The organism is Pedobacter sp. AC379 (genome assembly GCF_979258145.1).
Genome location: NZ_OZ409839.1, coordinates 5300039 through 5322990, shown reverse-complemented (window position 1 = coordinate 5322990; position 22952 = coordinate 5300039). Strand labels below are relative to the sequence as shown.

General features: G+C 39.1%; 10 protein-coding genes. 4 read left to right on the top strand and 6 right to left on the bottom strand.

Annotated features, from left to right (window positions below):
- Positions 1-434: 434 nt before the first annotated feature.
- From ACZZZW_RS22885 to ltrA, 3 genes are all read left to right on the top strand, one after another.
- Complete coding sequence (locus ACZZZW_RS22885; protein WP_463496893.1) at positions 435-3704, top strand: SusC/RagA family TonB-linked outer membrane protein; 3270 nt, start codon at positions 435-437, stop codon at positions 3702-3704.
- A gap of 16 nt (positions 3705-3720) precedes the next feature.
- Entirely contained in the window at positions 3721-5433 is a 1713-nt protein-coding gene (locus ACZZZW_RS22880) for a RagB/SusD family nutrient uptake outer membrane protein (protein WP_463496889.1), read from the top strand.
- Between the two features lie 546 nt (positions 5434-5979).
- On the top strand, positions 5980-7239 hold the full coding sequence (ltrA, locus tag ACZZZW_RS22875; RefSeq protein ID WP_463496884.1) for a group II intron reverse transcriptase/maturase: 1260 nt from the start codon (positions 5980-5982) through the stop codon (positions 7237-7239).
- 179 nt (positions 7240-7418) lie between these two features.
- On the opposite strand, the gene ACZZZW_RS22870 is transcribed toward ltrA, so the two are convergent.
- From ACZZZW_RS22870 to ACZZZW_RS22860, 3 genes are all read right to left on the bottom strand, one after another.
- Positions 7419-8042 carry a hypothetical protein gene (locus ACZZZW_RS22870; protein ID WP_463496880.1) on the bottom strand — a complete coding sequence of 208 codons (624 nt, stop codon included), beginning with the start codon at positions 8040-8042 and terminating at the stop codon, positions 7419-7421.
- Between the two features lie 47 nt (positions 8043-8089).
- Entirely contained in the window at positions 8090-9424 is a 1335-nt protein-coding gene (locus ACZZZW_RS22865) for an MFS transporter (RefSeq protein ID WP_463496877.1), read from the bottom strand.
- Between the two features lie 80 nt (positions 9425-9504).
- Positions 9505-10842 carry an APC family permease gene (locus tag ACZZZW_RS22860; protein WP_463496872.1) on the bottom strand — a complete coding sequence of 446 codons (1338 nt, stop codon included), beginning with the start codon at positions 10840-10842 and terminating at the stop codon, positions 9505-9507.
- Between the two features lie 368 nt (positions 10843-11210).
- Between ACZZZW_RS22860 and ACZZZW_RS22855 the strand changes: the two genes are divergently transcribed.
- Entirely contained in the window at positions 11211-13082 is a 1872-nt protein-coding gene (locus ACZZZW_RS22855) for a DNA topoisomerase IV subunit B (RefSeq protein WP_463496868.1), read from the top strand.
- 1413 nt (positions 13083-14495) lie between these two features.
- Here ACZZZW_RS22855 and ACZZZW_RS22850 read toward each other — a convergent pair.
- Genes ACZZZW_RS22850 through ACZZZW_RS22840 form a run of 3 tightly spaced genes read right to left on the bottom strand, consistent with a single transcriptional unit; the run spans position 14496 to position 22924 of the window.
- On the bottom strand, positions 14496-15518 hold the full coding sequence (locus ACZZZW_RS22850) for a YihY/virulence factor BrkB family protein (protein ID WP_055912777.1): 1023 nt from the start codon (positions 15516-15518) through the stop codon (positions 14496-14498).
- A 7-nt stretch (positions 15519-15525) separates the two neighbouring features.
- Positions 15526-17841, bottom strand: a complete 2316-nt coding sequence (gene tamL, locus ACZZZW_RS22845) for a translocation and assembly module lipoprotein TamL (protein ID WP_463496863.1) — start codon at positions 17839-17841, stop codon at positions 15526-15528.
- Complete coding sequence (locus ACZZZW_RS22840; protein WP_463496860.1) at positions 17825-22924, bottom strand: translocation/assembly module TamB domain-containing protein; 5100 nt, start codon at positions 22922-22924, stop codon at positions 17825-17827. Before ACZZZW_RS22840 ends, tamL begins: the two co-directional genes overlap by 17 nt.
- Positions 22925-22952: the final 28 nt, after the last annotated feature.

Here is a 22952-nt window from a genome sequence, read left to right as displayed (position 1 = left end):
GCGCTGGATAATTATATAAGATCTTCCTTTATATGCCATGCAAAGCATTAAATATAAATAAGAATCAATTAATCTTTTTGCTAAATTATTTTTTGTAGTATAATTATTAATTATATGTATATTTATTTTAATTGAAGTGTATTTTGTACACTAGCAAATTGTTGACTAAAAAATACCAATATGTAATTAATCAATAAAAACCAAATATCCCTAACTAACCAAAATCCTTATGAGAACAAAACTACCCATTATCAGGAGAAATCTTTCCTTTTTGGATACGCGCCTATTTTTCGGCAATTCAATACCCTTACAACCCAAAATACCCGATCTGTTGTCGTAAAAACCGCGACAATAAACTGATGCTGTTTTAAAGATCAAATCTTTAAGCAGGTCAGCTGTATGAGTAAGCTTATTCACCTAATCACTTATAAACTATGAAACAAAATCTATCTTTTATCAAGAGGAGTTTTCTTCTCTTGTGTTTGGGGATGTTATTTGCCCTTGGCGCAACGGCCCAATCAAAAATTACGGGTAAAATTATTGGCAGTGATGATAAACTACCTGTGATTGGTGCTTCAATTAAAATTAAAAATGCAACCGGAGGCACCACATCAGATGAAAACGGAGCTTTCTCATTAACTGCAAAGCCTACTGATATTTTGGTAATTTCCTTTGTTGGTTATGGCAGCAAAGAAGTTGCTGTTGGTAAACAAACCAATATCACCGTAGTACTACAAGCCGATAATAACAACCTAACAGACGTTATTGTAACGGGTTATTCTTCGCAGCGCAAAAAAGATTTAACCGGTGCAGTTGCGGTGGTAAACATGGATTTGTTAAAAGCTCAGCCCGCGGCAAGTGCAGTAGAAGCCTTACAGGGTAAAGCCACTGGTGTACAAATTATTAATGATGGTGCACCAGGATCTACACCACAGATCAGAATTAGGGGTATTAGTACCATTAATAATAACGAACCACTATATGTTATTGATGGCGTGCCTTTTGAAGGTAAATTATCATGGCTTAACCAAAATGATATCGAAAGCCTTCAGGTATTGAAAGATGCTTCTTCGGCTTCTATTTATGGTTCAAGGGCAAATAATGGTGTTGTTATCATTACCACAAAAAAGGGGGTGGTAGGGGCACCAAGAATTACCCTCGATTCTTATTATGGTACCCAGGTGCCAAGGAAAAACAGTTTTCCGGAGATGATGAACCCTCAACAATATGCCCAGTATATATTTGATGGTTATACCAATGCAGGATTACCTGTTGCCGCAGGAAAAAATTATGGATCAGGTTCTGTACCTGTATTGCCAGATTATTTGGTAGCTGGTTTAAAACTCGGCCAGGATGTTACTGCAGCCGATGCTGATCCTTCTAAATACAATTATAACCGCGATCCTGATCTTTTTTATCAAATTACAAAAGCAAATAAGGCCGGTACCAACTGGTTTGATGAAATTACTGAGGTTGCACCTGTTCAAAATTATCAAATCAGTGCTACAGGAGGTGGTGAAAATGCCACATATACCTTTTCAGGAGGTTATCTTGATCAAAAAGGAACAATTAAAAATACCGGGTTTAAACGGTATAATTTCAGATCGAACACCAATATCTCGGCATTTAATAAGAGGGTTCGTTTTGGCGAAAATGCTCAGTACAGTTATTCTGAGGGTTTTGGTTTAGGTGTAAATCCCAATGTTTCTGGCGATTATCAGGATCAGGGGAGTGCATTGGGCTGGGCATACCGGATTCCTACCATTATTCCTGTTTACGATATTGCAGGTAATTTTGCAGGGAGCCGCGGCAGTCAGTTAGGAAATGCAGAAAATCCTGTTGCTTTTCTTTATCGCGCAAAAGACAATAAGAATAAAAGTAATTTCTTTTTTGGTAACGTTTATGCAGAAGGCGATATCATTCCCGGCTTAGTTTTAAAAACAAATTTTGGTATCCGCTATGAGAACTTTAACGGTTTATCGATGCGTTATCCGAATCTTGAATTTTCTGAAGGTAATAACTCAAATAGCCTCAATGAATACCAGGGATATAACACAGAATGGACCTGGACGAACACTTTAAATTACAGTAAAGTTTTTAATGAAAAACACAGGTTAAATATATTGGTTGGTACGGAGGCCATCCGATCGAGAACAAGGCAACTCAATGCTGGTAGAAATGGGTATTTCATTTTAGGCAGTCAGGATTATTATTACCTCAATACAGGTTCGTCTAACATCAGCAATTCGAGTTATGGATCAATAGGATCACTCTTTTCATTGTTTGCAAAGGCAGATTATTCTTATCACGACCGTTATTTAGCGAGCGTTACCATTCGCCGCGATGGTTCTTCCAACTTCGGGCCTGCAAACAAATACGGTTATTATCCGGCAGCAAGTGCAGCCTGGAGGTTATCTGAAGAAGAATTTATGAAGGATGTTAAATGGATAAGTGATTTAAAATTACGCGTTGGATATGGCCAAACGGGTAACCAGCGGATTCCTCCATACCAGTACATCAACAGGTACCAAAGTTCTATTGTTAACTCGGCTTATGCTGTTGGCGGGGGTAATGGCCTTACCACTGGTGTTTGGCAAAATGCCTATCAAAATGCTGATGTAAAATGGGAATCGTTAAAAGCACTAAATATTGGTCTTGATTTTACATTCTTAGGAGGTGCTGTTGATGGATCATTAGACTGGTACAGCAAAAAAACATCCGATATGCTTTATAATCTGCCTCTACCCTCCAGCGTAGTAGGTTTAGGAAGTTCGCCTTATGTAAACATTGGCGATATGAGCAATAAAGGTGTCGAATTTAATTTAGCCTATCATTATGGAAGAACAGCAGAGCATCCTTTTAAATTTGATATCGGTTTAAACCTTTCTAAAAACGACAATAAAATCGTAAGGTTGGCACCTGGTATTTTTAATCAGATTTATGGTAATTACCGAAGCTTACAAACCAGTGTATTACAAGAGGGAGAAGCTTTCGGATCTTTCTTTGGTTACAGAACTGCCGGAATTTATCAGAGTACTGCAGATATAAAAAATAACCCATCGTATGCGGGTGCAAGGGTTGGTGGTTTGCGCTACCAGGATATTAATGGCGATGGTATAATCGATCCTAAAGACCGTACCATTATCGGTAACCCAAACCCTGATTTTACCTATGGTGTAAACTTAAATGCTTCTTATAAAAACTTCGATATTTCTGCTTTTGTATATGGTGTACAAGGCAATGAGTTATTTGAGGCTACGCGTTATTTTACCGATTTCCCATCGTTTGCAGGTGCAAAAAGTACCAGGCTGTTAAATGCATGGAGCCCATCAAATCCATCGAGCCTTACCCCATCAGCTTATGTAGGTGCATCAGATGTTGAACTGGCTTCTTCTAGTTACTATGTACAGGATGGTAGTTTTTTACGATTAAAGAATTTGCAAATTGGATATTCAATTCCGGTAGCTAAAGCCTTTGGCGAAAAAGCAGGTATCAACAGGTTAAGGGTATACGTTAGTGCAACCAATCTTTTCACCATTACCAAATACACAGGTCTGGATCCAGAGGTAAGTCAAACTAGGGATGCTGCTTCTTCAGTAGGCAGTTCAGGTCCGCCGGCAGATACTTTTTCTGCACTAGGGGTTGATAAAGGGGTGTATCCTTCACCACGTCAGTTTTTAATCGGTATTAATGTTGGATTTTAATTAAAAATATATCAAAATGAAACATATAAAATATATTCTGCTCTCCCTATTAATTTGCAGTACCTTTTCCTGCAAAAAGGAGTTTTTAACGCTTCAGCCACAGGGTGAATTAACGGAAGATCAGCTTACCACACAAGATGGTGTTGAAGGTTTATTGGTAGGGGCTTATGGCTTGCTAAATGGCAACGTAAATGGAACATATGGCAATTATGGCGCAGCACCAAGCCAATGGTTGTTTGGGGAGGTTGCTTCGGATAATGCACATAAAGGAAGTGAAATAGGCGATCAGCCACCAATGAATGCGATAGAACAACATGCACCAACCAGTACCAATGATAATTTATCGAATATTTGGGACAGGTGTTTTGAAGGCATTCAGCGGTGTAACAATACCCTTAAAATTTTAGCCAATTTACAGGCTGGCCAAGGAACTGCAAAATTTAGCGATGCCCGTGCAAAAGAAATCCAGGGCGAAACAAGATTACTTCGGGCACATTACTATTTCTTCTTGGTACGGATATTTAAAGTTGTGCCTTACATTACCGAAACTACAAGTGGTACTTTTGTTGCAAATGATAAAGACATCTATCCAAATATTGTAGATGATCTTCAGTTTGCTGTTGCCAACCTGAGTACAACCAAACCGAAAAACCAGAAAGGCCGTGTAGATAAATATGCTGCCCAGGCATATTTGGGAAAGGTATTTTTATACCAAAAGAAATATACCGAGGCTTATGACCTTTTGAATGCGGTGATATTGGCAAAACCAAGCTTAGTTGATATGCCTTATACCGATAACTTCGACATTACCAAAGAAGATGGCCCTGAAACGATTATGTCTGTTCAGCATTCGGTTGGAACAGATGGTACCGGCGGAGACAATGGAAATGTTGGTGATATGCTTAACTTTCCATATGGTAATGCACCGGTTAACTGTTGTGGCTTTTTCCAACCAACCATTGATTTGGCCAACTCATTTAAGGTAAGTACTACTGGTTTGCCGTTATTGGATGGTAGTTACCGCACTAACCCGTATAAATCTGATTATGGCTTAAGCGTTGCAGACAAAACCAGTTACACTGTTGACCAAAATTTGCCTCTTGATCCACGAATTGAATCGACAATTGGCAGACGTGGGGTGCCATACCGCGATTGGGGTTTAATGCCTGGTGATACCTGGATTCGTGATGCAAGTAACGGTGGCCCTTTCCTTGCCGTTAAAAACACCATTGATGTGGCGCAAATTTCGAGCGGAACAGCCCCTGGTAATACAAACGTAACCGGGTTAAATGTAAATCTGATCAGGTTAGGTGATGTTTATTTAATGGCTGCAGAATGCGCAGTAGAAAAAGGCGATTTGGCAAGGGCTTTAATTTTGGTAAACATTGTGAGGGCGCGTGCAGCTAAAATAACACCTAAAACTATAAATGGTGCGCCAGCTGCCGCGTATAAAGTTAGTGAGTACTTATCATTTCCGAATGATACCTATGCCCGAAATGCAGTGCGTTTTGAACGCCGGTTGGAATTGGCATTGGAAGGCCACCGCTTTTTCGATCTTGTACGCTGGGGCATCGCTAAACAAACGCTTGAGAGTTATTTTTCTTTTGAAGGTGGATACTTTAATTACTTAAAAGGAATCACCATCGAAAGCAGAGATGATTATTTCCCTTTACCACAAGATCAGATTGATAGAAGTAAAGGAGTACTGAAACAAAGTCCGGGTTATTGAGCGACACGAATGATTTGCGCGAGCAAATCAGTGCTGTCTGATTGATGAGGGTAGGCCCCTCGGTATCGGCTTACAGGAGCAGGTACCAAACCGCCTCTGAGCTGCTTGGATTAAGTGTCCTGGTGGTGAGCGTCAGAGGAAAAGGCATCTTAAAGGTGTCAGGTAAGTATAAAGAAGATGAATGCAAATGAACTGCCGAAGAGGCGTCGAAAGGATTAGATGATGTCAAAACTAAAGTACAGTAACACTTTATTATCAGCAGGGAGGACGACCTGTTTACCGTCTCTGTGGCATCCGGCGTATAGGCAGCATGAGCTTTATACAGGCAATCAGATGGAACTTGTGAACCTGTCGGAAGGATGTGAAGGGAAAAGTCCAAGCGGAGGAACCCGTAAGGTCGAAAGTACCGATGCCATCCACGGGGGCAGAGCCACCTGTAGTAGTGATGATAGTCTTGGAAACTTGACTGGAACGAAGGAGTGGCATTATCAGGCGCTGTACATTGATAGAAACTGTTCAAGGTTAATACTACAGGAGGTATAGAGGATGTACAGGCCAAAACCATATTGTATTTCAAGAAAGTCGGTCCAGGAAGCCTACTTGAAGATCAAAGCCAACAAAGGCGCAGCGGGTGTAGACAAGATGAGTATGGAAGCATTTGACATGCAATCCCAAAAGCATCTTTACAAGTTATGGAACCAGATGAGTTCTGGTAGCTATGTACCACCCGCCATCAAGTTGGTAGAGATCCCCAAGAAAGATGGCGGTAAAAGGCCATTGGGTATTCCCACGACAACCGACCGGATTGGACAGGCAGTGGTAGCAGTAAGACTGGGAGAAGTGGTCGACAACTTATTCCACGAAGATTCTTACGGTTATCGCCCAAAGAAATCAGCATTACAGGCAGTTGCCAAGGCACGTGAAAGGTGCTGGGCATACAACTGGTTACTGGATGTCGATATTAAAGGGTTCTTCGACAATATTCCGCATGACTTGCTGATGTTAGCCGTTGAAAAGCACACAGAAGAAGATTGGATGGTTCTTTACATCAAAAGATGGCTGGTAGCATCTTTACAACTGGAAGATGGAACAGTAGTTGCAAGGAGTAAAGGAGTACCTCAAGGCTCTGTTATTGGTCCGGTTCTTTCAAATCTTTATCTGCATTATGCAATGGATGTGTGGCTAAAAGCCAACTATCCGGATCATGCTTTTGAGCGTTATGCAGATGACGCAGTCATTCACTGCAAAACAGAGGAACAGGCCATCCACTTGAAGGAATCATTAGGACAACGGCTAAAGGATTGTGGACTGGAGATGCATGAAGAGAAAACTAAGATTGTCTATTGCAAGGACAGCAACCGCAGGGGAGAAACAGAGAAGGCGGTATCGTTTGACTTTCTTGGTTATACATTCAAGCCCAGACAGGCATTGAACACCAAGAGGCATGTCAGTTTTACCAACTTTCTTCCCGCAGTAAGTATGAAAGCAATGAAAGCAATGAATGAAAAGCTCAACAAGTTGCCGATACTACGAATTGCAGGTATTGAGATAGAATCTGTTGCCAAAGAAATGAATCCGGTATTGCAGGGTTTGATCAACTATTACGGAAAATTCTATAGCACAAAGTTGAAAGGCTTTTTGCGTAGGGTTAACGCGAAGCTGGCCAACTGGGCAATCAGAAAATACAAAGGGTTAAGGGTTAGTTTGACCAGTGCGATGAAATGGATAAGGCGTTTACATAAACGAAAGCCAAACTTATTTGCACATTGGACATTTGGCTCGAAACCTACTATGGAATTACGATAATAAGAGCCGTATGATGGGAGACCATCACGTACGGTTCTGTGAGAATCTCAGGTTGAGATACCTGGGTTTACTTGATAGCGATTTTGGAAATTAATAAAATACATGGGTGGAGTAATGGCCTAACTACTGGCATACCTCCATTCATGTATTTTTATATAATAAATTTGCTGTTTATTAAATTAGTTCAGGCTAAAATCAAAAGTGATTCGGTGGGGTTGCTGCTGTTGCATGGCTTGATTTAGCTTATCCACCATGTGGTTAAATTCTATATTGTTAATCACTTCATTGTTGGCTAACCACACCAGGTTCTGGTAATTTTCTTCGCGGGTACAGCTAAAATTGATCTGCCCATATTTATTCAACAAAAATGTATTTCTTGTTTCTATTAACACATTGATAAAAGTATTTACTGCTGCTTTTGATGGTTTATGCTGAAAAAATTCTATGGCCTCTACATTGCCATGTTTCACGAGGTAAAAATTTCGTTTGTAGGTGAGTAAATACAAAAGCAAAAGTATCAACGATATTCCGAAATAAAAAAGATACACCGAGCTGTCTACACCCTCTCCATCATTTCTTAACAAGTATAACAGTACCGATACTAAGCCCACCAATGCTGATGAAAATAGCAGTCCGTAAATACCCTTATTGTCTTTATAAATTCTTGTGCCCACATTTTCGTATGCCAACAGGTATTCTCCTGAGCGGAGCAGGCTTTTATGTTTTACCTGAAGGCCATTTTCGGTAATTAAAAATGATTTGTACCTCAACCTCAAGTCTTTTTGTACAAGTAATTCGTTCATGTTTCTTAGATTGTGTAGGGGGCTAACTCAAAATGTTTCATGCCAAGCTATTTGTCCTCTTTAAATCTGCTGAAAAACAGTAGCGCAATTAAACAAAGTCCGAAGCCCACAATTCCATTAAGGCGCAAGCCAAAATCGTTGCCCGGGTCTTTACCATAAATGGTGAGCATGGCAAAAATGGCAATGCCAAAAGTTTGCCCCAGTTTTACAAAAAGATATTTCACGGCGAAGAACATGCCCTCGTGGTTTTCACCTGTTTCCAGGGTATCTCTTTGAGCAATATCAGCTAAAATAGCGGTAGGTAAGATGCCCAGTGCTGCTAATGGAAAAGAAGCTGATAAAACGAGTATGTAAATCTGCGTATATGGACCAAATGGTAATTTACCCAAAAAGAAAATGGTTACAAAAATTAGGCATAGCACACCAAAAGCGAGCAATACGAAAGGTTTTTTACCAATTTTAGCAGATCCAAAGTTTACAATAGGGTAAAATAGGAGTGATGCCAATACCATTGCGCCCATAAACTTGCCACCTTCAGATTCTGACAACCCGAGTAAAACCGTGCAGAAAAACAGTAAGCCACTCGAGATGATACTCAGTGCAGTGTAAAAAGCAAAATCGGAAATGAGGTAATATTTAAAATTGCTGTTTTTAAAGGTACTTTTAATTGCAGGCCATAAGGGAACATGGGTAGGTTTTGCCACCGAGAATTCCTTTTCGTTGATGAAAAATATGGGCAATAACATCACCAGGCCAGACAAAATGCAGAGGCCCCAAATTGCAATCTGGATGGCTTCGCTGCGGTTGGCCACATGCAAATTATCTTCAACCAGATCGGCAAAATTATTGGTGCAGGCCGATAAAATAATTCCAATTACAAAACCCACCTGTTGGTAGCTCGAAAGCTTAACTTTTTGCCTTGGTGTATTGGTTACTTCGGCCAACAGTGCATTGTACGGGATAATATAAGTGGTAACTGATACGAAAAACAGGCAGAGTGTAATGGTAAGCCACCAGGCATTGTGCAGGCTTTCTGTTTTTTGTATTGGGTAAAAAACAAGTCCGCAAAAAAGCATTGCAGGAAAAATTGCCCATTTCATAAAAGGCATTCTGCGGCCGTTTTTATTGGTACTGGCATCACTTTTTGAAGCAATAAATGGGTCATAGATGGCGTCAACAAGTCGGCCAGAAGCGGCAATGATAGAAAGAATATTAAACGCACCCAATAAAACGAGCTGCGGCACCAAAGGCGGTAAACCAGCATTGCTGGGCGGTAAGTAAAAATAAGGAAGCATTACGATGATGATATTGGTCATCGTGCTCCAGCCGATCATACCGGCGGCGTAAGCAATTTCCTGTTTTAAAGAGAGTGTTTTGTTCATTAACTTTTTTTAATAGTGTTTTCTAACCCTTGCAGATTAGAAAACCTGCGAGGTTTGAAGGAAATGTGATTAACCCAGAACTATTTCTTACTAAACCATCTGCTTACAAAATAGATTGCAAGAAAGCCAACAAAAATATATAAACCGTTTAGGGCCGCGTCGGGGTCATCGGCATAAATGCTAAAAGCCACGAAAGTGTAGGCTGCAATAAATATAATAGGCAATATAGGATATAAAGGAACAGTATAGATGGTTTTTTTATCAAGATGTGCAGTTCTTTTTCTCAATATAAAAATTGTTGCTGCAGAACTGGCCATACTAATGCTTTCGAGGAATATGGTATAGTTTAAAATCTTATCAAAAGTTTTTGCGTAAAAAATAATAACTACCGCAATTAAGGTAAAAACTGTTAGGCTTATTGTTATTACCTCGGTTTTTTTATTCATCCTGCTGAATATTTTTGGTAGTGCACCTTCTTCACCCATGGCAAACATGGCTCTGGGGTTACTCAGCAGGTTTACATTGATGTAGCCCATTACAGAGAAAAAGATGATAACTGAAAGCGCATTAAAACCTGCGGGACCAAATATTTTTGAAGCCAATATTGCAGCAATACTCTCTGCCGATTTTAATTCTTCGAAGCCGATAACTTTTACATACACATAATTAATGGTGAGGTAAACCATTACAATAATGGTTAAACCGATAATAATGGATCGTGGAATTACTTTCTTGGCTTCTTTTACCTCGCCACCAAAATTAATGGTTTGTGCATAACCGGCGTAAGAGAAAGAAACGGCAATTAAGCATAAACCCAATGCTTTACCATAATCTGCCCAGTTTGGTAATGCGCCGCTTGCGGTTTTAAAAACAGGGGTTACGGTTTGTGCCTGCCCGCCGAAAAATACCGCACAGATTAAGGTTAAAATCATTCCGATTTTAATAATTGTTAACACATTTTGTGTTTTCGAACTTGCTTTTAAGCCAAGTAGATTAATAAAATAAAAGGTTAAAATGGTGGTAATGGCAATAACAACCCGGTAGGTTTCATTCTGTTTATCAATAGGAAGAATAATTTTGCTCAGGTACTCGGCACCAATAATTGAAATGGCTGCAACAGATGCTGCGCTTGATATAATTACAATACAATTAATGGCAAAAGCAATGGAAGGGTGGTAGGCTGATGAAAATATTTTGTAGTATCCGCCGGTTACCGGATAACGCGACCCGATTTCTGCATAGGTTAATGCACCACAAAAAGCAACAAAGCCACCAATAAACCAGGCAAGGTAAAAAAGCTCTGGCACCTGAGCCTTTGCAGCTACGTTTACAGGCGTACGGAAAACTCCCATACCAATAACCAAACTTACCACTATCATGGATAAATCGAAGAGCGAAAGCTGTTTCTTTTGTTGCATTAAATAAGATTTTGAATAATTGGATGAAGATAGGGAAAATTGAATGATTGAAGGCCGAATGATTAAAGGAGCACTCATGGTTTAATGAATTGTAGTTGATGGCCAAACGGCTTATGATATTCGCTACAACTTTAAAGTATGATTATCAGGCATTAGGCCATGAACCATCGACCCTATACTTCTAACTGTTGACATGTGGAAATTTTCTTTTGCGAGCCTCACAGAATAAATCTATTATTGTATGATAATGCTGAAGAGCATAGCTGAAAATATTTTATTTCAGTTTTCAGTATTATTTCTATAAAATCTTCATCGCTTTGCAAAGCAAAAAATGCAGAGTTTTCAAATGGAGTGCAGATAAACATAGTATGGCAGAAGTAGTTTATAACGACGACAGTATTCGTTCATTAGATTGGAAAGAGCACATCAGGCTTCGTCCGGGTATGTACATTGGTAAACTTGGCGATGGTTCTGCTCAGGATGATGGTATTTATGTTTTGCTTAAAGAAATTGTAGATAACTCCATCGATGAATTTGTAATGGGTACCGGCAAAACCATCGAAATTACCCTTTCGGAGCAAAAGGTTAACGTTCGCGATTATGGCAGGGGAATTCCATTGGGTAAGGTAATTGATTGTGTAAGCAAAATTAATACGGGCGGTAAATACGACAGTAACGCTTTCCAGAAATCTGTTGGTTTAAATGGGGTAGGTACAAAAGCAGTTAATGCCCTTTCTACCAGTTTTACCGTACAATCTTACCGTGATGGGAAAACAAAAAAAGTTGAGTTTTCTAAAGGAGAAATTGTAACTGAGCAACCTGTTATCGATACTACACAGCGTAACGGTACTGCAATTACGTTTTATCCCGATGAAACCATTTTTAGAAATTACCACTATATTCCTGATTTTGTAGAGAGCATGGTTTGGAACTATGTATTCTTAAACACAGGTTTAACCGTTAATTTCAATAACCAGAAATATTTTTCAGAAAGAGGTCTTTACGATCTGCTTTCTAAATTTAATAAGCCAGAAGAAATCCGTTATCCGATTATTCATATGATTGGGCCTGATATCGAAATTGCCATGACTCACGGGCAGCAATATGGCGAAGATTATCACTCTTTTGTTAACGGCCAGCACACTACCCAAGGTGGTACGCACCAGGCAGCATTTAGGGCAGCTGTAGTAAAAACCGTTCGGGAGTTTTTTAAAAAAGAATTTGATGCAGCCGATGTACGCTCGTCAATAATTGCAGCAATTTCCGTACGTGTACAGGAGCCTGTTTTCGAATCGCAGACCAAAACAAAACTTGGTTCACAGAATATGGGTCCCGAAGGTCCGTCTGTGGCCACCTTTATAAACGATTTTGTTAAAAAGGAACTTGATGATTACCTGCATAAAAACCCTGATGTTGCCGATGCATTGCTAAAAAGAATTATGCAATCGGAGCGTGAACGTAAGGATATTGCAGGGATTAAAAAGCTAGCAAACGATAGGGCCAAAAAAGCATCGCTTCACAATAAAAAGCTCCGCGATTGTAAAGTGCATTTTAATACCACGCACGAGAAACGTTACGAAACTACGCTGTTTATTACTGAGGGTGATTCGGCATCAGGTTCGATTACAAAATCGCGCGATGTTGATTGTCAGGCCGTATTTAGTTTAAAGGGTAAGCCATTAAACTGTTATGAGCTTACAAAGAAAGTGGTTTACGAAAATGAAGAGTTTAACCTTTTGCAACATGCTTTAAATATTGAAGATGGCTTGGAAGGATTACACTACAACAATATTGTAATTGCCACTGATGCCGATGTGGATGGCATGCACATCCGTTTGCTGATGATGACTTTCTTCCTTCAGTTTTTTCCTGATCTGGTTAAAGCAGGGCATGTTTATATTTTGCAAACACCACTTTTCAGGGTAAGAAATAAAAAGGAAACCATTTATTGTTATAGCGACGAGGAACGTAAAAACGCGATCGAAAAGTTAGGCAATAAGCCAGAGATTACCCGATTTAAAGGTTTGGGTGAAATATCGCCAGATGAATTTGGCTTGTTTATTGGAAAAGATATCAGGTTAGACCCAGTTATTTTAAAAGACCAAACAATTAAAAGCCTGCTTGAATATTACATGGGTAAAAATACACCAGACAGGCAGCAGCACATTATTCGCAATTTACGCATAGAAAAGGACGAAGTGAAAGAGGAGCCAAAAGTGATTGTTGAGGAAGTTGCGTAGGAGCTTGGTGGTGGTGTTTTTAAAGGCTCAACATGCCCAGGATTGCTTTAAGATTCCCGCCTGCGCGGGAATGACGACTTCATATACTACATAGTCCTCGTTTATAACGAGGACTATTTAACCACAGATTTACACAGAGATCAGTTTTTGCCACGGAAACACAGAAAGCACAGAGAATTCATAGATGATCATCTACATCGTCCTCGTTTATAACGAGGATGTACGAGTAAAGCGATTTCATCGCGCTAAAAGGAACTATTTTCGCATTGCAAATGCGTACCTCAAAATCCTCGTTACAAACGAGGACTATATAACTCAAAATGAAATAATTAAGGAAGAATTGCTTTAAGATTCATTAGTCAACTATCTTGCGTCTTGCTGAACTTGTTTCAGCATCTATGAGATATAAGTTCATAGATTTCTCTGCTCCGTTGCACACTACATCGTCCTCGTTTATAACGAGGATGTACGAGTAAAGCGATTTCATCGCGCTAAAAGGAACTATTTTCGCATTACAAATGCGTACCTCAAAAATCCTCGTTACAAACGAGGACTATATAACCCAACATGAAATAATTAAGGAAGAATTGCTTTAAGATTCATTTGTCAACTATCTTGCGTCTTGCTGAACTTGTTTCAGCATCTATGGATATTAGTTCATTAGATTTCTTCGCTCCGTTGTACAGTACATCGTCCTCGTTTATAACGAGGATGTACGAGTAAAGCGATTTCATCGCTCTTAAGGGAACTTTTTTCGTATTGCAAATGCGTACCTCAAAAATCCTCGTTGCAAACGAAGACTATATAACTCAACATGAAATAATTAAGGAAGAATTGCTTTATGATTCATTTGTCAGCAATCTTGCGTCTTGCTGAACTTGTTTCAGCATCTATGAGATATAAGTTCATTAGATTTCTCTGCTCGAAAGGCTCGGTGCCGACCCTCCGAGGGGTGGTTAAGGGTGCAAAAGGCTCGAAACCGGGGCAAAAAGGCTCGGTGCCGACCCTCCGAGGGGTAGTTAAGGGTGCAAAAGGCTCGAAACCGGGGCAAAAAGGCTCGGTGCCGACCCTCCGAGGGGTAGTTAAGGGTGCAAAAGGCTCGAAGCCGATGCAAAAAGGCTCGGTGCCGACCCTCAGAGGGGTGGTTAAGGGTGTAAAAGGCTCGAAACCGATGCAAAAAGGCTCGGTGCAGACCCTCTGAGAGGTGGTTAAGGGTGCAAAAGGCTCGAAACCGATGCAAAAAGGTTCGGTGCCGCCCCTCCGAGGGGTGGTTATGATCTAATCCACTCTAAATGAGGAATCATTTTTGAAGTATATGTTATTTAAAGATCCTGAAACAAATGCTGGATCACAATTGATATTGAATATTTGTCGCGATGGTTCATAATGTTGAACCCATCTCCGTGAACAGAATTATTCTTTATTTACTTCAACAGTATCTTCAGGGTGCTGTGGTGGTAATACATCTACCTTTTTCTCTACAATAGTAATTTTAGTAAAAACAGCATATTTACTTGGAGAAATTCCATTGTCATACTTTTCTGCATAGGCCTGGGTAAATTCAGCTCCGAAGTAAAGTATAATTGAGGTATAATATATCCACAATAAAATTACGATGATGGAACTTGCTGCGCCAAAGGCAGATCCTGGATTACCTTTTTCTATATAAATCCCGATCAGGTATTTACCCAAACTAAAAAGTAAAGCTGTAAACAAGGCCCCAATTATTGCCGATTTCCATCGGATGATCACATCTGGCAATACTTTAAAAATAACAGCAAATACAGCAGTAACGGCAGCAAGCGTTATTACATTGTTTAAAATATAAACCAGAATGGTCATTGTATCGTTTGCAACGGGGATAACTTCATCTATTTTACTCTTCGAAAGCAGGTCGCCTAATTTAGATCCCAAACCCACTACCACAGTGTTAACCACCAGCGAAACAAGTAGTAGAAATCCCATGGAAACAATTAATGAGAACGACAACAACCTGTTAGAAAGCATTTTTATCCAGCCTTTTTTGGGCACAGCCTTTACTTTCCAAATCATGTTGATGCTATCTTGAATCTCAATAAAAATTGCAGTAGAACCAATAATCAATGTGCCTATTCCAATAATTAAACCAATGGTAGATTGCCCCGATTTATTGGCATGTTCTACAAAACCTTGGATTTGTGTAGCTGCATCTTTGCCAACCATTTCGGTGATCTGCCCATAAAACTGGCCCCTTGTTTCCTCATTTCTTTTGTCGCCAAAAAATAGGGTAGCGGCCGATAGCATGATTATAATAAGCGGTGTAAGCGAAAAAATAGTATAATATGCTAATGACGCACTTAGTTTTGTTACCCTATCCTCTACAAAGCCTTTTCCGGCAGCAGTAAAGAGGTGGTAAAGCGCAATAAAGAAACTCTTGATTGTTTGGAATACTTTCATCGAAAAATTAAAACGGATAACCTATCCCAATGTTAAAAATTAAATTCTGTCTGCGCCAGTCTTTGTTTCCAAATGCGATGTCATCAAATACCCATCTCTGCCCTTCAGGAAGGTAAGGTTTACGTACAGGGAACGCAACATCTAAACGTACCACGAAAATTGTAGCATCAACCCGTAAACCTGCTCCTGTACCAACAGCCAACTCATTAAATGTATTCTTTAATTTAAAGCCCGATCCAAGTCTTGCCGTTTCCGGTTTGCCTGGTTCTCCCAAATCCTCTTTCCTTAGCCAGATATTTCCGGCATCTACAAATAATGCCCCATACAATACGCTTACAATTTTGAAACGGAGTTCTGAATTCAGCATTAATTTAATATCGCCACCCTGATCGGCAAAAATGGCATTATCAGGAACTTTGTAAGTACCCGGACCTAATGTACGTGCCGGAAATGCCCTGATATCGTTACTTCCACCTGCAAAAAACTGCCTTACAAATGGTAACGAAGTACTGTTACCGTATGCGTAACCATAACCAAGGTTTAAACGGTTTGCCCAAATCAGGTTGCGGTTAATTTTGTAAAAATCCCTGAAATCGGCCTCTGCTCTTATAAACTGAGTAAGGGGTGTATTGAACAAAGTTTTTTGTCCTAAATCGTTTGTCGGTGTAAATAAGCCCCACACATTACCACCTGTTTCTAAACCACCAAAGAAATAAACATTATTTCTGCGGTTGGTTTCCATTTGGTTGGTGTAAGTAAAGTTATAATTGCTTCCAATTATAAATTGGTTTTCTAAAGTACTCCTTAATAGTGGGTTCACTTCATATAAACTGTCTCTTCTGTTTGAATCAGGAAAGCCTGTAGAAATATAACTGATTGAAATCGGATTAAAGTTATGCTCCTTGTACTGGTTTTCTTTAAAATTATATCCAAATTCTCCTTTTATGGCATGTAAAGTATATTCAGAACCACGGTTTAGCATCTGATAAGAAAGCGAAGCAATGGTTTTAGGGATGAAAGCTGTTGTGCTGTTCGGTTTATAAAAGGGCACAATAAAACGAGGGAAAGTTAATTTTGCTTCCGTTGTAAGCGAAAGCGAATTCCGGCCTAAAGAAGTACCTCTTACCTGTGTTTCAAAACCACCGCTTACACTTACATCCAACTGTTCTGCACCTCTAAATAAGTTTCGGGTAGTTTGCGTCACTTTTACTTCCGAGCCTACAAAGTTATTTGATTTACTGGTACCTGTAACCGAAAAGCTCAATGAGTTTTTCTTTAACGGGGTGAGGTATATGTTCAAATCTAACTGGTTGTTCTTAAAAGTATCGATTGGTAAAAACTCTGCCCGCACATCTCTAAAGGCACCAATGTTTACCATTCTGTTTAACGATTGATTGTGGTCTTTACGGTTATAAGGTTCACCTTTCTGGAAAAACACCAATCGATCGAACAATCTTGGCTTAAAGGTATTCCTATCATCATAAATGCTAAAATCGTGGTACTCCAGTGGTTTTAACTTTCTTAATATGGTATCTCTCCGCAAGCTATAACTCGGGTAAATGTTGATATTCCTGATCGAATAAGGTTTTAAACCAGCATCAGGCGCAATATCTTTTACCTTAACCGTAACGTTTACCAGGTTTTTGCCAATGGTACTGTCTACCTGCAAAATCAGGTAATCAGGACTAAAATAAAAATAGCCTTGTTCTTTTAGGTCATTATCTATTCTAATGCGTTCGTTTTTGTAATTATCAAGGTCGTAATAATCACCTACTTTTAGCAGGGTTTTATTTTTATTCTGATTGATGATTTTGGTTAAAGCCCCGGTATCTGGTGGGAAAGTTATTTTATTAATTTTATATCGGTTTCCGGTTTCTGCAGTATAAACAGCTTTGCCTTTTTTATCTTTCACTACAGTATCGCCAGTAACGATAGCCTGCAGGTAACCCTCACTAATTAGGTAACTTGTTAATACATCGTTGTTATATTTTAGTTTTACCTCACTAACCAATACAGGTGGTTCACCTTGCTTGCGCAACCAGTTTTTAAAGCCTTTTGGTTTTTTCGGTTCGCCTGCAAGGTTGTAAATGCCAAGTTTGTATTTTACACCCAAAATAGATTTATTCGGACGGGGCCTGGTTTTACTTTCAAGGTCCGTTTTTACTTGTTTTTCATCATCAATTTTGCCCGAAGAATCTGGATTGATCTTTACTTCAGCACCTGTATATAGATGTTGCCCTGGTTTTAAAGATTTCGTAGCGCTACATCCCGCCAAAACTAAGCAGGCCAGTGCAAATAAAATTGGTCTAGTTAGTTGTCTCATTTTTAGGTTTTTGTTCAATGTTTCTTCTGTTTCGTTTTTTCTGGAAGATTTCTCTAAATCTATTGTAATCAACAACTAGCGTGAAACCTAATCCGGTTTCGATAATCTGTCCTTGTACTATTACGTCGTTCTGGTTGCGTCTGTAAGCCCTTAATCTATATCTTCCATCGGCTGATAATGCATATTCTACATTAACATTTCCACCAATATCTGTCGATTTTTCTCCCGGAGCCTGTGGTCCTTCCAATGCAAAAGAGCTGCCCACAGTTACGGTTAACCTATCATTTAATAGTTTTTTTGATAAACCAACTTCCAGGTCTGTTTTCTGTTGCAGCGAGCCTGTAGAATAATCTTCGGATGAATTTACCCCAAAGTTTAATTCTACACCCTGAATTAAATCAGATGCCAGGTTGTTTAATTGTTCTGTCAATAATTTACTTACGCTAGATCGAGCCAAGGTAGATACACCTCCGCCGCCACCGGCTAAACTTTCGAAAGGGTTGTTGGCGATAAACCTGTTTAGTGCCAGTAATGCAAAAACCTGTTTGTTGAGTTCACTCTCATCGCGGTTTACGTTAATCAATCTGGTGTAAACCGTTCCGTTTAGTGCCCCGCGTTCATTTTCAGGTAAGTCTAGCTTAAAGGAAATGATTGGTTTTAGCAATTCACCTTTCATCATTAAATAAACCTGGAATGGCAATTTAGTTTTGGCCTGAATATTATCCGGCTCATTGATGAGATCAATAGGGGCAGCGTTTACTTCGTACAATGCAGTTAAATTCACATTTGCCGAAGTAGGTTCACCCGTCCAGATAATGGTACTTCCTTTAACCAATTTAAATGCTTTTTTGCCTAGCGGCCCAACTGATAAGTTATAAGAACCATCTACAATTTCGTAACGGCCTGTTAAACTTATTTTACCGCTCGGATCCATCGTTGCATTAAGATCTGCCTCACCTTTAATATTAAGTGCATCGCCATTTGATGGGTCTACCACTACATTCAGCTCGGCTTCAGGATCGATGGTAATTGCCGCAACAAGGTTAATGCCTTTCATGGCCGATTTATTTATACTGTCTACCTTTAAAGCTTTTTGGCCGTTAAAAGGCGGTGCATCGGCATCAATAAATTGTACAATTCCTTCCTGATCGATGATTGAAGGATCGCTAGATGGCAGCGCAAAGAAAAACTTGGTACCTTTATTTACCTTGATGTTCATGTTTACATCAGGCTGGTTTAAATCTCCACGTACTTTAATGTCGCTCGTTAAAAATACCGTTCCATAAATCATGTCATTATCAGCAGCAGTAGAATTGATTGCCCTGAAATTGTTCATTTTAATATCTAAGCCGAAGCGGTAATTTTTAAAATCGGTGGTGAGCACTTTTCCATTAATGGTTGCTTTTTGATTTAAAGAATCGATTAGTGTGAAGTTATTAAAACTGATCCCTTCATCGGTGAAGGAAATCTTTTCGTTTGGCATCCGGAAAAATGAATTTACATACGCCACGTTAAATCCTGCATTATTAAAAGTTAAATCGCCTAAAACCTTCGGCGCAGTCAAAGCTCCTTTTACAGTTAATGCACCTGTTAAAGTTCCTGTGCCACGTTTTAGCTGACCGGCAGATAAACTCTCGATGTTTTTCATTTCAATTTTATCGATGTTTACCGTAAGGTCTAATGCACTTTGCGGTGCGGTATAGTAAAATCCGTTAACCCTTAATTCATGTACGCCGGTTAGGGCTACATTTACTTCGAATGCATTTTGGGTATTGTTGTTTACCGCTACGCGTAATGTACCCAGCTGATCTTTTTGGTAACGCAGCTGATCGATGGTTAAGTTTGCTTCGAATTTTGGACTTGATGCCAAATCTTTAACGTTTGCAGTTCCGTTTAAGCGACCGCCAACGAGTGTCGTGTCCGTTTCTGCAAATTTCGTCAGGGTTTCCAATTGGAAATCTTTAAAAGCTACAGCCAAAGGTGCATTCGGCTCAGTGGGGTTGCTGTTGATGGAAAGCGACTGGCCGCTGTTGCTGATCTGGAATTGATTTACCAAAATTCCTGAAGCTCCAAACTGTATATAATTATCTTGCGAAACTACCCACTTCTGGTAATCGAGCAATAATTTCTGCGGATCAAGAGAGAATTTAAAGTCTTTATTTATCGATTGGAAAGTACCACCAATTACATATTTGTTTTTAAGCTGCCTATCGCGTAAAAAGATATTCACACCAAGGTTGTTGTTTGCTGCATCACCGCTTACTTCAGTATTAAACAATGCAATTGATGGGCTTTGAAGGCTTTTTACCGTTAAACTGTAATCTAGCTTATTATTATCGTTGTTAATGTTGAGAACAGTTGTGTCAACTTTAAAATCGCCATAAACTACCTGCGGAAAATTACCTTTGATTTTTAAACTATCTTTCTGTGTATCGATTAAACCGTAAAACTGCGATTGTTTAAAAACCGTTAACTCAGGTACAAAACTTTTTAAAAGCTTGGAATCGTAAACCTGTACAAAAAACCGCATACGTTGGTCGGGTACTTTGGTTACTGTTCCAAAAGCATAGTATTTATTAATTTGATTAATAATTGCGCTACCTATTTTGGTTAATTGGTATTTACCATCAATTTTGGCAGATAATATTTCAGATTTAAGGGTTAATTCATTTTCTGTTGCAGTAGATTTTGCACGGATGGAAATCGTATCTACATTAATTTTTTGCTTGTCTTTAACCAGTTGAAGGCTGGTAACATCTACCGAACCGTTTAAATAATCGGCATCGGCTGTGGCAAGGTCTACCTTAACAATACCTGCAGCACTTAACACGGTTGGGCTAAAGTTTAGTGCCTGAAGATCGACTTGTTTTAAGTTGAGATTGGCTTTTACAGATGGATATTTGCCTGCCATATTTACTTTGGCATCTAAATTAAAGTTGGCATTGCTATCGGGCATGCTGCTTTTAATGCTAATATTCTGGTTACTGTAATTACCGGCGAGTAATAAATTGCGGTAAGTATATTTGTTGTAATAGGCACTTAAAACCCTCGCATTAAATTTGGCATTAATCTTTTTAGGATCGAGCCCGGTACCTGCAACATTTGCCTTAACAGTTACGCGGCCCAGTTTAGGTTGCATTTTAAGCAATCTGCCAACGTTAAAGTTGTTTAAGCTCACATCTGCCTTGTAGCTTTCCTTTCCTTTTGGCCCATTCATGCCCGCAACAACAACTGCACTACCCATATCGGTGGCAATATTTAAGTTGGTGTTAAAATCGGTCATAGAGCCTTTAAAGTTACCTTTGGCATCAATTACATTCGGTAATTCGATAGATGGTGGTAAAGATTTTTTAGGCACAGCAACGAGGATATCGCCTTTGGTAACATGCAGTTTTTTGATGTTTAAATCCAAGAAAGTTTTCTTAACATCTGGTAATCCTTTCGCTTTTCCGCTGATGTCGATCTGGGTATTTTTTAATCCGCTTACCTGCAGTTTAGGGATATTCAGGTTGTTGAGGTAACCGTTTACTTCTGCATTTACTCTTATTTTTTCGTTTCGGTAATTGGCTGGTACGGCATTACTGAAAAAACCAGCATCTTTTAAACCGATGGAAGTATTTTTAAGGGCAATATTTAATTTTACACGTTCAGGATGTTTTGTTAAATCTTCCATGGAGGTGAAATTTAACTCGGTTGCATTCTCAATGGAGGTATTTGGTGTTTTAAGGATAAAATTGCTCAGTTTAATCTGTTTATCATTATATACAGCATCACCACGAAGTTCATCGAGTATAAAACCGCTTTTCTCTTTTAACGATCCGTTTTTAACATTTACTTTTATACCTGCCGCGCTATAATTTACATCACTTGCCCCTAAGTTAAGCTGGTTAATTTTAAGGTGGTTAAAATCCATGCCTTTGGGTGCGGGTTTGGCCCCGAGATTATCAAATTGTACGTTGTTATCGGCAAGGCTAATGTTTTTAATGATCAATCCCAAAGGAGATTTTTCGGGCACTACAGTATCTTTAACTTTCTTTAAATTGTTGCTCGGTGCGGGCTTAAAGGCAAAAAGGATGTTCGATTTGTTTAAATGGGCATCATCAACAGAGTATTTGCTGTTGGTTAAATCTACTTTAAGGTTGGCCAGGCCTAAATCATTTACATCTGCAATGGCTTTGGTGGTCGATATTTGGTCTTCGTAATTAACCTTTACATTGCTGAAAATGAAGTTTTGTACTTCAATTAATGGCAGTTTACCTTGTTCTTTCTCACTGCTATCTACACTGTTTGTAATGTGCTGCACCAATTGGGTAAGTGGCTTTTGTTGTAAATAGCGCAATGAAGTGTTAACCAAGCTTAATTCTTTGATTACATAATGTTGATTGGCGAGATCAAAATCCTTTATTTTGGTTTTAAAAGCACCTAAATATAATTTCACATCATTACCGGCAACATCGTCACGGTAGTTAATACCAATATCTTCGAATGATACTTTATCTACAGAGAATTTTAAGGTAGAAGTGGTATCTTTTTTTACTTTTTCTTCGGGCTTTTTCTGATCGCTTGCGAATGCATCAACAAGGAATGAAAAATTAAATGTTGTATCGGGATTGATGCGTTTTACATTGGCACGTACATTTTTTAGTTCAATGTTATTAATCTCAACAGTGTTTTTTAAAAGCTTGAATAAGCTGATGTCTACCGCTAATTTTTCTGCATATAATAAGGTATCACCCTTGCGGTCTTCGATGTAAAATTTGTTCAGCACCACATCTTTTGGCAATGCAATTTTAATGCTTTCTAAACTAACTTCTGTCTTGGTTTTAGTTTTAAGGTAGTTTATGGCCTTACCTTTAACAAAATTTTGAACTGCAGGGATATTTAAAGATAATGCTATTCCAACAACCAGGATGATGATGGAAGCAATTACCCACAATAAAATTTTGAGACTTTTACGTACGTATTTATTCAAAGCTATGCGTGTTTGGTGATCGACAAATGCCAAAAGCATGCCATTAAAATTAAATTTAAGGCAGGTTTTATTAAATAATACAAAAAATAACTTAAATTGTTCGCCCGCCATAAAAATTTAACACTAGCGGTTTGATAAT

What these genes read in the sequence shown, in the direction of transcription:
- ACZZZW_RS22840 (WP_463496860.1), bottom strand. Translation starts at nt 22,924, where the DNA reads ATGGCGGGCGAACAATTTAAGTTATTTTTTGTATTATTTAATAAAACC.
- ACZZZW_RS22880 (WP_463496889.1), top strand. Translation starts at nt 3,721, where the DNA reads ATGAAACATATAAAATATATTCTGCTCTCCCTATTAATTTGCAGTACC.
- ACZZZW_RS22885 (WP_463496893.1), top strand. Translation starts at nt 435, where the DNA reads ATGAAACAAAATCTATCTTTTATCAAGAGGAGTTTTCTTCTCTTGTGT.
- ACZZZW_RS22870 (WP_463496880.1), bottom strand. Translation starts at nt 8,042, where the DNA reads ATGAACGAATTACTTGTACAAAAAGACTTGAGGTTGAGGTACAAATCA.
- ACZZZW_RS22850 (WP_055912777.1), bottom strand. Translation starts at nt 15,518, where the DNA reads ATGAAAGTATTCCAAACAATCAAGAGTTTCTTTATTGCGCTTTACCAC.
- ACZZZW_RS22865 (WP_463496877.1), bottom strand. Translation starts at nt 9,424, where the DNA reads ATGAACAAAACACTCTCTTTAAAACAGGAAATTGCTTACGCCGCCGGT.
- tamL (WP_463496863.1), bottom strand. Translation starts at nt 17,841, where the DNA reads ATGAGACAACTAACTAGACCAATTTTATTTGCACTGGCCTGCTTAGTT.
- ltrA (WP_463496884.1), top strand. Translation starts at nt 5,980, where the DNA reads ATGTACAGGCCAAAACCATATTGTATTTCAAGAAAGTCGGTCCAGGAA.
- ACZZZW_RS22860 (WP_463496872.1), bottom strand. Translation starts at nt 10,842, where the DNA reads ATGCAACAAAAGAAACAGCTTTCGCTCTTCGATTTATCCATGATAGTG.
- ACZZZW_RS22855 (WP_463496868.1), top strand. Translation starts at nt 11,211, where the DNA reads ATGGCAGAAGTAGTTTATAACGACGACAGTATTCGTTCATTAGATTGG.